The sequence below is a fragment of the Klebsiella sp. GW_Kp182 genome, from assembly GCF_040062275.1.
GTDB lineage: Bacteria > Pseudomonadota > Gammaproteobacteria > Enterobacterales > Enterobacteriaceae > Klebsiella > Klebsiella michiganensis.
The window spans coordinates 1-13,691 of record NZ_JBEAFQ010000020.1 but is presented as its reverse complement, the minus strand read 5'-3'; the positions used below and the strand labels follow the sequence as shown (position 1 = coordinate 13,691).

Annotated in this window: 9 protein-coding genes; 3 read left to right on the top strand and 6 right to left on the bottom strand. The window is 57.0% G+C overall.

Going from position 1 to position 13,691, the window contains the following annotated elements:
- Positions 1–120 precede the first annotated feature (120 nt).
- Both ABLU88_RS15940 and metH read right to left on the bottom strand, forming a co-directional pair.
- Entirely contained in the window at positions 121–1,752 is a 1,632-nt protein-coding gene (locus tag ABLU88_RS15940; protein WP_014837116.1) for a Na/Pi cotransporter family protein, read from the bottom strand.
- Positions 1,753–1,939: 187 nt separating this feature from the next.
- Positions 1,940–5,623, bottom strand: a complete 3,684-nt coding sequence (gene metH, locus ABLU88_RS15935) for a methionine synthase (RefSeq protein WP_348837076.1) — start codon at positions 5,621–5,623, stop codon at positions 1,940–1,942.
- 196 nt (positions 5,624–5,819) lie between these two features.
- Between metH and iclR the strand changes: the two genes are divergently transcribed.
- Both iclR and ABLU88_RS15925 read left to right on the top strand, forming a co-directional pair.
- Complete coding sequence (iclR, locus tag ABLU88_RS15930; protein ID WP_004097706.1) at positions 5,820–6,647, top strand: glyoxylate bypass operon transcriptional repressor IclR; 828 nt, start codon at positions 5,820–5,822, stop codon at positions 6,645–6,647.
- 9 nt (positions 6,648–6,656) lie between these two features.
- Positions 6,657–7,061, top strand: coding sequence for an ASCH domain-containing protein (locus tag ABLU88_RS15925; protein ID WP_086074014.1), 405 nt, complete (start codon positions 6,657–6,659; stop codon positions 7,059–7,061).
- Positions 7,062–7,074: 13 nt separating this feature from the next.
- Here ABLU88_RS15925 and aceK read toward each other — a convergent pair whose 3' ends face one another.
- The 4 genes from aceK to metA form a co-directional block, all read right to left on the bottom strand.
- Positions 7,075–8,817 carry a bifunctional isocitrate dehydrogenase kinase/phosphatase gene (gene aceK, locus ABLU88_RS15920; RefSeq protein ID WP_032719360.1) on the bottom strand — a complete coding sequence of 581 codons (1,743 nt, stop codon included), beginning with the start codon at positions 8,815–8,817 and terminating at the stop codon, positions 7,075–7,077.
- Between the two features lie 53 nt (positions 8,818–8,870).
- Positions 8,871–10,175: an isocitrate lyase gene (gene aceA / locus ABLU88_RS15915; protein WP_004097699.1), complete on the bottom strand. Its 1,305-nt coding sequence runs from the start codon at positions 10,173–10,175 to the stop codon at positions 8,871–8,873.
- A gap of 31 nt (positions 10,176–10,206) precedes the next feature.
- Positions 10,207–11,808 carry a malate synthase A gene (aceB, locus tag ABLU88_RS15910; RefSeq protein ID WP_004097698.1) on the bottom strand — a complete coding sequence of 534 codons (1,602 nt, stop codon included), beginning with the start codon at positions 11,806–11,808 and terminating at the stop codon, positions 10,207–10,209.
- 259 nt (positions 11,809–12,067) lie between these two features.
- Positions 12,068–12,997, bottom strand: a complete 930-nt coding sequence (gene metA / locus ABLU88_RS15905; protein ID WP_004109666.1) for a homoserine O-succinyltransferase — start codon at positions 12,995–12,997, stop codon at positions 12,068–12,070.
- A 156-nt stretch (positions 12,998–13,153) separates the two neighbouring features.
- Between metA and ABLU88_RS15900 the strand changes: the two genes are divergently transcribed.
- Positions 13,154–13,591, top strand: a complete 438-nt coding sequence (locus ABLU88_RS15900; RefSeq protein WP_009651731.1) for an acetyltransferase — start codon at positions 13,154–13,156, stop codon at positions 13,589–13,591.
- Positions 13,592–13,691 lie beyond the last annotated feature (100 nt).

The window sequence follows — 13,691 nt, the reverse complement described above, 5'->3', positions numbered from 1 at the left end:
GCATAATTACCCGGAGGCGATGCTGCGCATCTGTCCGGGCTACCATCCCGCAGACCGCGGTATACCTGTAGCCCGGCTAAGCGCAGCGCGAGCCGGGGATGTCAGGCGGCACATCAACGCTTAATACTCATCGCGCTCATCGTCCTCATCCGGCTGCTCCATCACGCTATAGGCCACCGAGCAGAACAGTGAATTCAGACGCTTCATATCGCCCAGCAGCGCCAGGTGCAGCGTACTGGTCTCAATACTCTGCACGTTTTGCTGATGCAGGCGGTCAACGTGGGCATGCGAGTAACGACGGTTCATGATACGAAAACGATGCTTGCTGCGGCGCAGGCGGCGGGCGCTCGGCACGTCGCCGGAGAAGAAGACCGACATCGCCAGCTGCAGATTGCTGAGCAACTGCTCGTAGAGGGCATCCAGCTCTTTTAATCCCTCCATGGAGAACGCGCGCCGCGCGGCCAGCGATTTATCGGCGATCTCGCTGCCCATTCTTTCGACGATATCCGAAGCCTGCTCGAGGTTAAGCGCCATTTCGATAATTTCCGCCCAGCGGCGGGACTCCTCATCCGCCAGCTCCTCTTTCGGCATCCGCGCCAGATAGAGCTTAATGGCGGTGTAAAGTACGTTGATATCGTCCGCCATCCGCCGCAGCTCTTTCTCCTCACGCGGCTCGCCGTGCATCACTTTATGCAGGCTTTCCAGCATCTGCTCCATGGCATCGCCAATACGCAGGGTTTCGCGGGCGGCATTGGCCAGCGCCAGGGCGGGCGTATCCAGCGCCGAAGTATCAAGATGCTTCGGCTTCAGCCGCGCGTCCAGCTCGGGCTCATCGCGAATCAGACGCTTACAGAGGTTAGCCATGGGGCCGGCAAACGGCACCATGGCGATACAGCGGATCAGGTTGTAGAAGACGTGGAAATAGATAACCAGTTCGGATTTTTGCAGCGGAAGCTCATCCATGACGTTTGCCAACAGATGCACAAACGGCAGGATAATCAGGCTACCCACCAGCTTAAACAGCAGGCTGCCGAGCGCCACGCGGCGCGCGGCAGCATTGGCGCCGCTGTTGTTTAGCATGGCCAGCAGCCCGGATCCGAGGTTGGCGCCGATCACCAGGCACAGCGCCACCGGAAACGAAATCACGCCGGTGGCGGTTAACGTTGCGGTCAGCAGCACCGCTGCCAGGCTTGAATAGCTGATGATGGCAAACACCGCGCCGATCAGCGCATCCAGCATAATATCGCCGGTCAACGAGGCGAAAATCACCTGTACGCCGTTAGCCTGGGTGATGGGATGCACCGCCTGCACGATCAGCTCCAGCGCTAGCAGAATCAAGCCCAGACCAATCCCCACGCGCCCGAGCTGGCCCGCGCGCGTTTGCTTGCGCCCAAGGAAGAAAATCACGCCGATAAAAATCAGCAGCGGCGAAAGCCAGGACAGATCGAAGGTCAGCACCCTCGCCATCAGCGCGGTACCGACGTCAGCGCCCAGCACCATCACCAGCGCAGGGGCCAGCGCCACCAGATCCTGGGCGACAAAAGAGGTGACCAGCATGGTGGTGGCGTTGCTGCTCTGCACCAGCGCGGTAACGCCGATCCCCGCGCAGAAGGCGAGCGGTTTTTTCTCCACGCTGCTGCTGAGTACGCTTCGCAGACGAGCGCCGTAGACGCGCATCACGCCGGTACGGACAATATGGGTGCCCCACACCAGTAGGGCGACGGCGGACAACAGGTGTAGCAGAGTTAACACGGAATCAGCTTCTCCTTATATTTATTCGTTCCCGAAACTCATAAACCGTTACAGGCCGGATAGCGCTTCGCTTATCCGACGGCAACGATCGCAAGCTTCCTTCAGTATAAGGGTTTACGCACAATAAAGAGACAGGGCGCTCATTGAGCGCCCTGTTAGTTGTAAGGAAAGATAACGGTTTGGTGGATCAGTCGGCATCGTAACCGAGGTTCGGCGCCAGCCAGCGCTCCACTTCCGCCACGCTCATCCCCTTACGCAACGCATAGTCTTCCACCTGGTCGCGCTGAATTTGCGCTACCGCGAAGTATTTGCTGTCCGGATGGCTGAAGTACCAGCCGGAAACCGACGCGCCGGGCCACATGGCAAAAGATTCCGTCAGCTTCATGCCGGTGCGTTTTTCCACCTCCAGCAGTTCCCAGATCGTCGCCTTTTCGGTGTGCTCCGGGCAGGCCGGATAGCCCGGCGCCGGGCGAATTCCCTGGTAGTTCTCGCGGATCAGCTCCTCGTTGCTGAGGTTTTCGTTCGCCGCATAGCCCCAGTAAACCTTGCGCACCCGCTCATGCAGATACTCGGCAAAGGCTTCCGCCAGGCGGTCGGCAATCGCCTTCACCATAATCTTGTTGTAGTCATCGTGCTGCGCTTCGTAGGCGTCGGCCAGCGCGTCTTCCTCAAGGCCGCCGGTCACCGCAAAGGCGCCGATATAGTCCGCCTTCCCCGACAGCTTCGGCGCGACAAAATCCGCCAGGCAGTAGTTGGCAAAGCCGATTTTCTCCGTCTGCTGGCGCAGATGATGCCCCACCGTCAGCACGTGAGTCCGGGTTTCATCGCGATAGATTTCAACATCGTCGCCGACGCGGTTAGCCGGGAACAGCCCCACCACGCCGCGCGGATTCAGGGCCTTCCCGGCGCTGAGCTTATCCAGCAGTTCGTTGGCGTCTTTAAACAGGCGCTGCGCCTCTTCGCCGACCACTTCATCTTCCAAAATGCGCGGATACTTACCGGCCAGCGACCAGGTCATAAAGAACGGCGTCCAGTCGATATAGTTACGCAGGGTTTCGATACTGGCCTCAACCTCATGCACGCCCAGACGATGGGCCACCGGCGGGGTGTAGCTTGCCCAGTCAAAGGCCAGGTCGTTATCGCGCGCGGCCTCCAGCGTGACCGGTGGGGTGCGCGGCTTTTTACGCCCGTGCTGAATACGTACCGTTTCGTACTCTTTGCGGGTACGGGCGACAAAATCATCGCGCTGGCTATCGGACAGCAGCGCGGCGACCACGCCAACGGTGCGCGAGGCGTTCTGCACGTAGACCGTCGGCCCGCTGTAGTTCTGCTCGATTTTCACCGCCGTGTGCGCTTTCGAGGTGGTTGCGCCGCCAATCAGCAGCGGAATAGTAAAGCCCTGACGCTCCATCTCCTTCGCCACGTTGACCATCTCATCCAGCGACGGCGTAATCAGCCCGGAGAGGCCAATCAGGTCGGCGTTAACCTCGCGGGCGGTTTTCAGGATTTTATCCGCAGGCACCATCACGCCAAGGTCGACGATTTCGTAGTTGTTACACTGCAGCACCACGCCGACAATATTCTTGCCGATGTCGTGAACGTCACCCTTCACGGTGGCGATGACCATCTTGCCGTTGCTGGAACCTTTCTCTTTGCTGGCCTCAATATAAGGTTCGAGGTAGGCCACCGCCTGCTTCATGACGCGGGCGGATTTCACCACCTGCGGCAGGAACATTTTCCCTTCACCGAACAGGTCGCCGACCACGTTCATGCCGTCCATCAGCGGCCCTTCGATAACCTCAATCGGACGCGCGGCCTGCTGGCGGGCTTCTTCGGTATCGAGCTCGATAAATTCGGTAATGCCTTTAACCAGCGAGTATTCGAGGCGTTTTTTGACGTCCCAGCTGCGCCATTCCGCCTGCTGAGCGTTGGCGGTATCGTCGGTTTTGCTGCCGCGATACTTTTCCGCCAGATCGAGCAGGCGTTCAGTGCCGTCATCGCGGCGGTTCAGAATCACATCTTCAACCGCATCGCGCAGCTCGGCGGGAAGGTCGTCGTAAATCGCCAGCTGGCCGGCGTTAACGATGCCCATGTCCATGCCGTTGCGGATGGCGTAGTAGAGGAATACCGCGTGAATCGCCTCGCGCACCGGGTCATTGCCGCGGAACGAGAACGACACGTTAGAGACGCCGCCGGAGATCAGCGCGTGCGGCAGTTCGCGTTTGATATCTTCGCAGGCGCCGATAAAGTCCTGGGCATAGTTGTTGTGCTCTTCAATCCCGGTCGCCACGGCGAAAATATTCGGGTCAAAGATGATGTCTTCCGGCGGGAAGCCCACCTCTTCGGTGAGAATTTTGTACGCCCGGCAGCAAATTTCAATTTTCCGCTCGCGGGTATCGGCCTGGCCCACTTCATCAAAGGCCATCACCACGACGGCGGCGCCGTAGCGGCGCACCTTTTTCGCATGCTGGATAAACGGCTCAACGCCCTCTTTCATGGAAATGGAGTTAACGATGCCTTTACCCTGAATACACTTCAGACCCTTTTCGATGACCTCCCATTTGGAGGAGTCGATCATAATCGGCACGCGGGCGATATCCGGCTCACCGGCGATCAGGTTGAGGAAACGCGTCATCGCCGCTTCGGCGTCGAGCATCCCCTCATCCATATTGATATCGATAATCTGCGCGCCGCTTTCCACCTGCTGGCGCGCCACATCCAGCGCTTCGTTATATTTTTCTTCTTTAATCAGGCGTTTGAATTTTGCCGAGCCGGTAACGTTGGTGCGTTCGCCGACGTTCACAAACAGGCTGTCATCGCCGATATTCAGCGGCTCAAGGCCGGAAAGACGACAGGCGACGGGGATTTCCGGCAGCTGGCGCGGCGGCAGGCCGGCCACCGCGCGGCTCATGGCGGCGATATGTTCCGGCGTGGTGCCGCAGCAGCCGCCGACAATATTCAGGAATCCGGCTTCAGCCCATTCGCGAATTTGCGCCGCCATCGTGTCGGCGTCCAGGTCGTATTCGCCAAAGGCGTTCGGCAGACCGGCGTTCGGGTGGGCGGTAACGTAGCATTCGGCGATACGCGACAGCTCCTGCACGTACTGGCGCAGCTCATCCGGCCCCAGGGCGCAGTTGAGGCCAAACGTCAGCGCATCGGCGTGGCGCAGCGAGTTATAAAAGGCTTCGGTGGTCTGGCCGGACAGCGTGCGCCCGGAGGCGTCGGTGATAGTGCCGGAGATCATAATCGGCAGATCGACTCCCAGCGCTTCAAACTCCTCTTTAACCGCAAAGATCGCCGCTTTGGCGTTGAGGGTATCGAACACCGTCTCAATCAAAATCAGATCCGCCCCGCCTTCCACCAGCGCTTTGGTGGATTCACGGTAGGCTTCCACCAGCCCGTCAAAGGTGATGTTGCGGAAGGCCGGGTCGTTGACGTCGGGAGAAATGGACGCCGTGCGGTTAGTCGGGCCGAGGACCCCTGCGACGTAGCGCGGTTTTTCCGGCGTGCGTGCGGTCCAGGCATCGGCGCTGGCGCGGGCCAGTTTCGCCGCCACAAAGTTGATTTCCGCCGACAGGGATTCCATCTGGTAATCCGCCATCGCGATGGTCGTCGAGTTAAAAGTGTTGGTTTCAATGATATCCGCCCCGGCCGCAAAATAGGCATCGTGGATAGCGGTTATCACATCCGGCTTGCTGAGAACCAGCAGGTCGTTGTTGCCCTTCAGGTCGCACGGCCAGTCGGCAAAGCGCTCGCCGCGAAAGTCCTGCTCACTCAGACGGTAGCTCTGGATCATGGTGCCCATGCCCCCATCCAGAACCAAAATACGTGCTTTTAACTGCTGATGCAGTTGCTCAACTTTGCTGCTCACACTCGCTCCCGACAACGCTCAACCAGACCGAAAAAACTCAACAGACCATACTGGCACAAACCGAAGGGGTGGAAAAGAGAACAGCGGGCAAGATGAGACATGTTCAGCTTCACTCATCCGATCAGTCGGGTAGTGATTGCATTATCGCCAAATAAAACGAAAATCATTTCCACGATACAGAAAAAAGGAGTCCGCGATGGCGACCCCCGCTCCCGCAAAACGCGGCAGAAAACCTGCCTCCCCCGCCGCCGCTCCGGCCGGCGGGCAAGTTCAGTCCCTGACCCGCGGACTGAAGCTGCTCGAATGGATTGCTGAATCCCACGGCAGCGTGGCGCTGACCGAACTGGCCCAGCAGGCCGGCCTGCCTAACTCCACGACTCACCGCCTGCTGACGACCATGCAGCAGCTGGGTTTTGTTCGTCAGGTCGGTGAACTGGGCCACTGGTCGGTGGGCGCCCATGCTTTCGTCGTCGGCAGCAGCTTCCTGCAAAGCCGTAATCTGTTGGCGATCGTCCATCCGATTTTGCGTCAGCTGATGGAAGATTCCGGTGAAACGGTTAACCTCGCGGTGCTTGACCAGAGCGATCATCAGGCGATTATTATCGATCAGGTGCAGTGTACGCAGCTGATGCGTATGTCGGCACCGATTGGCGGTAAGCTGCCGATGCACGCTTCCGGCGCCGGAAAGGCGTTTCTGTCGCAGCTAAGCGAAGAGCAGGTTACCGGCCTGCTGCACCGTCAAGGTCTGCACGCTTATACCCATGCCACCCTGGTATCGCCGGTACATCTGAAAGAGGACCTGGCCCAGACGCGTAAGCGCGGCTACTCGTTTGATGACGAAGAACACGCGCTGGGCCTGCGCTGCGTAGCGTCGTGTATTTATGATGAACATCGTGAGCCGTTCGCCGCCATCTCCATTTCCGGGCCCATTTCCCGCATTACCGATGACCGCGTGACCGAGTTCGGCGCGATGGTGATTAAGGCGGCGAAAGAAGTGACGCTGGCCTACGGCGGAGTGCGCTAAATGAGCGATCTGAAATCCTACTGGCAGGATAAATACCCTTCTGCTTTCTGCTGGTCTTTCGGCGATTCACCGGCGCTGGCCGACGAGCTGGCTGCCCTGGTTATCGCCGGGAAGAAACGCGGCACCTGCGGCTCGCTTGCCAGCTATCAGCAGGAGCAGCCGCCCGTGACGCCGGGGGCGTATCACATTGTGCTGGACGGCAAAGGGAAAGCCGTCTGCGTGATACGCACCCTGACCCTCAGGCTCATTCGCTTTAACGAAATGAGCCCTGAGCTCGCCGCGCTGGAGGGCGAAGGTGATTTAAGCCTCGCTTACTGGCAATCGGCGCATCAGGCATTCTTTGAACGCGAAGGCACCTGGGCGCCGGATATGGAGCTGGTGTACGAAGAATTTGCCGTTATCGAAGCAGCCTGAAGCAGGCCATCGGCTATCCCGCCTGCTTCAGGTCGCCGTAGCGCACGCTAAAACGCTGACGGCGGCGATAGGCATAGACGTCTTCCACGTGGCCGTTGCGGATACGCGTTTGCAGCTCCCGCCAGTAGTCGGCGCGCAGCAGGTCGGCGTGCATCTCTTCAAATAGCGGTCCGATGCGCGGGTCAGCGCACAGCCAGTGGCGAAACTCTTCCGGAAAAACATCGCCAGGCGAGACGCTATACCAGGGCTCGCTGGCAAGCTCATCCTCCGGGTAGCGCGCCGGCGGGATCTCGCGGAAATTCACCTCCGTCATATAGCAAATTTCATCGTAATCGTAGAACACCACCCGGCCGTGACGCGTGACGCCAAAGTTTTTAAATAGCATATCGCCGGGGAAAATGTTGGCGGCGGCCAGCTGACGAATGGCGTTGCCGTACTCCTCTACCGCATCGCGCAGCGCCGGACCGTCCACCTGCTCCAGCCAGATATTCAGCGGCACCATCCGCCGCTCGATATAAAGATGGCTGATCGCAATCCGATCGCCGAGATCGGTAATTTTCGCTCCGGCTTCGGTTTGTAACAGGGCCATTAGTTCGGGCGCAATTTGCCGTTTCTCCAGGACGAAGTTCTCAAACTCCTGGGTATCGGCCATCCTTCCCACGCGGTCGTGCTCTTTGACCAGCTGATAGCAGGCGCGCACGTGGGCGGCGGTCATCTCTTTCTGCGGCGCAAAGCGGTCCTTAATGACTTTAAATACCCGGTCAAATCCCGGCAAAGTAAACACCAGCATCACCATGCCGCGAATCCCCGGCGCTTCAATAAATTGCTCATCGCTGCGGGAAATATAGTGCAGGTATTCCCGATAGCTCTCGGTTTTCGCATGCTTCTGGCAGCCAATCGCCATGTACAGTTCAGCGGTGGTTTTCCCCGGGAGAATCTCGCGCAGCCACTCGACCAGCGCGCCGGGTAGCGGCGCGTAAACCATAAAATAGGAGCGGGCGAAGCCAAAAACGATGCTGGCTTCGGCATGCGTCGTCAGACAGGCGTCGACAAACAATTCGCCTTCATCGGTGCGATGGATTGGCAGAAGAAAAGGCAGCGTCGCCATCGGCGTAACCAGTTTGCCTACCAGCCAGGCCGCCTTATTGCGGTAAAACAGTTCATTCGCCACCTGCAGGTGCGACCGGGAAAGCAGCTCGCTGCCGAGCGCCTCCTGCAGGCAAGCGGTGATATAACCGATATCGCGCGCGCTGTTTTGCCACGGCAGACGGAGAGGAAGATCGGATAACACTTTGCGTAATAGCGTGTCCCAGCCGCGCTCGGGGAAGAAATCTTTGGCCAGCGGGCGCGGGATGGCGCGTAAGCGCCGCTCTGGCTGAGAGCTGAAAATAAAAAGCCGCTCGGGAGTCAGCGAGCGGTGGTCAAACAACCGGCAATAAACGGAATTGAAAAAGCTCTCCGCAATTTCGAAACGAGGGTAATCCGGCAGCAGGTGGGTATAGTGTTCTTTTACCTGCAGCAAAAAATCGGTATCGGTATTTTTACCATCGGTAATGCAGCGCAGCTGCTCGACGACCAGGCCGACATGGTGATCGTAGAGATGAATACGCTGCTTCATCGCCTGCTGGACGGCATGCCAGTCAGCCTGTTCAAAGCGCTGCTGGGCGCCGGAAGTCACTTCAAGAAAACGACCGTACTGGGCGTCAAAACCCTGCAAAATAGTTTGAGCAATCAATAATTCCAGGCCACGCGTCATCTCTTCCCCCTCACCCATCCCTCTCCCCCGGAGAGAGGGAGAGGGGGAAATTATCAGAACTGATCTTCTTCTGTAGAGCCGGTTAACGCCGTGACTGATGAGGCTCCGCCCTGGATAATGGTGGTGACCTTATCGAAGTAGCCGGTGCCGACCTCCTGCTGATGAGAGACAAAGGTGTAGCCATCTTTAGCCGCCGCGAACTCCGGCTGCTGGACCTTCTCAACGTAGTGCTTCATCCCCTCGCCCTGGGCGTAGGCGTGGGCCAGGTCGAACATGTTGAACCACATGCTGTGAATACCGGCCAGGGTGATGAACTGATACTTGTAGCCCATATCCGACAGCTGCTGCTGGAAGCTGGCAATGGTTTTATCATCCAGCTTTTTCTGCCAGTTAAACGACGGCGAGCAGTTGTAGGCCAGCAGTTTGCCCGGATATTTCGCGTGGATCGCGTCGGCAAAGCGCTTCGCCAGCTCAAGGTCCGGGGTAGAGGTTTCACACCACACCAGGTCGGCATAGGGCGCGTAGGCCAGCCCGCGGCTGATGGCCTGTTCGATACCGGCATGGGTACGGAAGAAACCTTCGCTGGTACGGTCGCCGGTAATGAACTGGCGATCGTAAGGATCGCAGTCTGAGGTAATTAAATCCGCCGCATCGGCGTCAGTGCGAGCGATCACCAGCGTCGGCACGCCCATGACGTCCGCCGCCAGACGCGCGGCGACCAGTTTCTGAATCGCCTCTTGCGTGGGGACCAGCACTTTGCCGCCCATATGGCCGCATTTTTTCACCGATGCCAGCTGGTCTTCGAAGTGTACGGCCGCTGCACCGGCCTCAATCATCGATTTCATCAGCTCAAACGCATTAAGCACGCCGCCAAACCCCGCTTCCGCGTCGGCGACGATCGGCAGGAAATAATCGGTATAACGCGGATCGTTCGGCTCAATACCCGCAGACCACTGGATCTGATCCGCGCGGCGGAAGCTGTTGTTGATCCGATCGACCACGGCCGGTACCGAGTTCGCCGGATAGAGCGATTGATCCGGATACATGCTGGAGGCCAGGTTGGCGTCCGCTGCGACCTGCCAGCCGGAAAGATAAATCGCTTCAATGCCCGCTTTCGCCTGCTGCAGCGCCTGGCCGCCGGTCAGCGCGCCCAGGCTGTTGACGTAGCCTTTTTTCGCTTCCCCGTGCAGCAGTCGCCACATCTTTGCCGCGCCCAGCTGCGCCAGAGTACATTCCGGGTTGACCGAGCCGCGCAGCTTCACCACATCTTCGGCGCTGTATGGGCGAGTAATGCCTTCCCAGCGCGGATTCGTCCACTCTTTGTTTAATTCTTCGATTTGTTGGGTACGGGTTTTCATGTGCAGATGCTCCATATTGTTGTGTGGTGAATTAGGCCAGAAGGCGGTAGCCCGGCAGGGTTAAGAAATCGATCAGCTCGTCGGAGGTGGTGATCTGTTCCATCAGGCGAGCGGCTTCATCAAAACGCCCGCTGCTGTAGCGGTGCTCGCCCAGTTCGTCCTGAATCACCCGCATCTCTTCAGCCAGCCACTGGCGGAACAGCGCTTTGGTAACCGGTGTGCCGTTACTGAGGGTTTTCTCATGGTGGATCCATTGCCAGATAGAGGTACGGGAAATTTCCGCCGTCGCCGCATCTTCCATCAGGCCATAAATCGGTACGCAGCCGTTGCCGGAAATCCACGCCTCGATGTACTGCACCGCCACGCGAATGTTGGCGCGCATGCCCTCTTCGGTTCGTTCGCCCTCGCAGGGGGCCAGCAGCTGTTCAGCGGTAATCGGCGCATCGTCTTCGCGGGTAACGGACAGCTGATTTTTGTTCTCGCCCAGTACGCCGTTAAAGACGGCCATCGCGGTGTCAGCCAGCCCGGGATGCGCGATCCAGGTACCGTCATGGCCGTTATTCGCCTCCAGCGATTTGTCCGCTTTTACCTTGTTCAGCACCTGGTTGTTTCGCTCGGCATCTTTGCTCGGAATAAAGGCCGCCATGCCGCCCATCGCAAACGCGCCGCGCCTGTGGCAGGTCTTAATCAACAATCGCGAGTAGGCGCTGAGGAAAGGCTTGTCCATCGTCACCACCTGGCGGTCCGGCAGAACGCGATCCGGATGATTCTTCAGCGTTTTGATATAGCTGAAGATGTAGTCCCAGCGCCCGCAGTTCAGACCCACAATATGGTCGCGCAGGGCGTGCAGAATTTCGTCCATCTGGAATACGGCGGGCAGCGTTTCGATCAGCAGCGTGGCTTTGATGGTGCCGCGCGGCAGCTCAAAACGGTCTTCCGTAAAGCTAAATACTTCACTCCACCACGCGGCTTCCTGCCAGGCCTGAGTCTTCGGCAGATAGAAATAGGGGCCGCTGCCTTTTTCCAGTAACGCTTTGTAGTTGTGGAAGAAATAGAGGGCGAAGTCGAACAGACTGCCGGGAATCGCTTCCCTGCGCCACGTCACGTGTTTTTCCGGCAGATGCAGACCGCGCACGCGGCAGATCAGCAGCGCCGGGTTCGGCTTGAGCTGATAAATCTTGCCGGCTTCATTGGTGTAGCTGATGGTGCCGTTAACCGCATCGCGCAGGTTAATTTGCCCATCAATGACTTTGCTCCATTCGGGCGCCAGTGAGTCTTCGAAATCCGCCATAAAGACTTTTACATTCGCATTGAGCGCATTGATGACCATCTTGCGCTCTACCGGACCGGTAATTTCTACCCGCCGATCCTGCAAATCGTCCGGAATGCCGCGGATCGTCCAATCACCGTTACGAATGGAAGCTGTTTCCGAAATAAAATCGGGAAGCTTGCCGTTATCAATTGCCTGCTGCTGCTGGATACGCGCGGCCAGGAGTTTATTGCGCTCAGGCGTAAAGCGGCGCACCAGCTCGGTCAGAAATTCTACGGCCTCAGGCGTTAAGATTTGCTTCTCCTGGTCGCCATATGGCTGGCTAAAAGCCAGTTCGTCAGTGATTGTCGCCTGCTGCGTCATGTGCTGCTCCTCTTGGTTGATCCAGTTGGCGCGAACGTAAGATCGTTGTGTAGTTTTCGTTCAGCACAATTAAGACTACGCATTTATTTTTCAAAATCAAAAACAATTTCCATTTTTAATTTAATTATCATTTAACCTATTGATAACAATATAAATAAAGTTTAATTACAATATGAGCTGCGTTTCGGAAATAAAAAAGGCACCCGAAGGTGCCAGAGGCAAAATGCTGAAACGCTTTAGGATCGCGTTGTGTAGAAGATTAATCCAGAGTCGGATTCATATGGCGTAGATCGTATGGCGTGATCTGGTAGACGTAATAATTCAGCCAGTTGATAAACAGCAAATTGCCATGGCTTCGCCAGGTGGCGCGCGGTTTGTTCTGCGGATCGTTCTGCGGGAAATAATTATGTGGAACCTGCGGATCGAGACCCGCTTCCACATCGCGGAAGAACTCGCTGGCCAGGGTGTTCGCGTCATATTCCGGGTGACCAGTCACGAAGGCGATGCGCTTATCTTTGCTGGCGAACAGGTAGGCGTCGCCCTCTTCCGTTTCCGCCAGGATCTCGAGGTCGGTGTAGTCGCGTATCAGCGCCGCCGGGAAATCGGCATAGCGCGAGTGCGGGGCCAGAAAGCTATCGTCAAAGCCGCGGGTTAACAAGGCATGAGGTTGCAGGATATGGTGTTCGTAGACCCCGGAAATCTTCTCAGAGCGGGTCTGTTTAGGGATACCGTAGAGGATATTGAGGGCTGCCTGTACCGCCCAACAGACAAACAGCGTTGAGGTAACATGATCTTTAGCCCATTCCAGCACCTGTTTTATCTGCGGCCAGTAGGCAACGTCATTAAATTCAACCAAACCTAAAGGTGCACCGGTAACAATCAGGCCATCAAAGTTCTGATCGCAAATATCTTCAAAGTTGCAGTAGAAGTTGTTCAGGTGTTCCGCCGGAGTATTACGTGATTCGCGGGCATCGATGCGCAACAGCTGGATATCAAGCTGCAGAGGAGAGTTGGAAAGCAGTCGCAAAAACTGATTCTCAGTCTCGATTTTCTTTGGCATCAGATTAAGGATGAGCACCTTCAGCGGGCGGATTTCCTGAGTCGTCGCGCGAGTTGTCGTCATCACAAAGACGTTTTCATTACGCAAGAAATTGACGGCCGGTAGCTCGTCCTGCACCCGAATTGGCATAACTTTATTACCTCATAGCACACGTATAAACGTTTAGACATCCAGACAGCTGAAGATACCCAGGAATAAGGTGAATGTCGAGCCTGCAGGTGCAGGGTGAGAAAATTTCACGGAGACATTTGAGTTAGAATATAAGAACAAAGAAAAGGAGCAAATATGGTTATTAGTATCCGCCGTTCACGGCATGATGAAGGGAAAAAACTGATTGCGATCTGGCGTCGGTCGGTCGATGCAACGCACGATTTTTTATCAAAAGAGTATAGAGCGGAACTGGAAGATCTGGTGAGCGCGTTTTTACCCGAAGCGCCGCTGTGGGTCGCGGTGACGGAGAAAGACGAGCCGGTCGCCTTTATGCTACTTACGGGGGAACATATGGATGCGCTATTCGTTGACCCTACGGTCCGCGGCTGCGGCGTGGGTAAGCTGTTGATTGAACACGCGCTGACGTTAGCGCCCAAACTGACGACCAACGTTAATGAGCAGAATGAACAAGCGGTCGGATTTTATAAGAAGATGGGCTTTAAGGTGACAGGCCGTTCTGAGACGGACGATCTTGGAAAACCCTATCCGTTATTGAATTTGGTACATGAGTAATGAAGTAAGACCGGATAAGGGTAACCGCTGTCCGGTCGGTTCAGACGACAAAAACGCAAAAAGCCCATCCGTCAGGATGGGCTCTTCACTTGTTTGATGC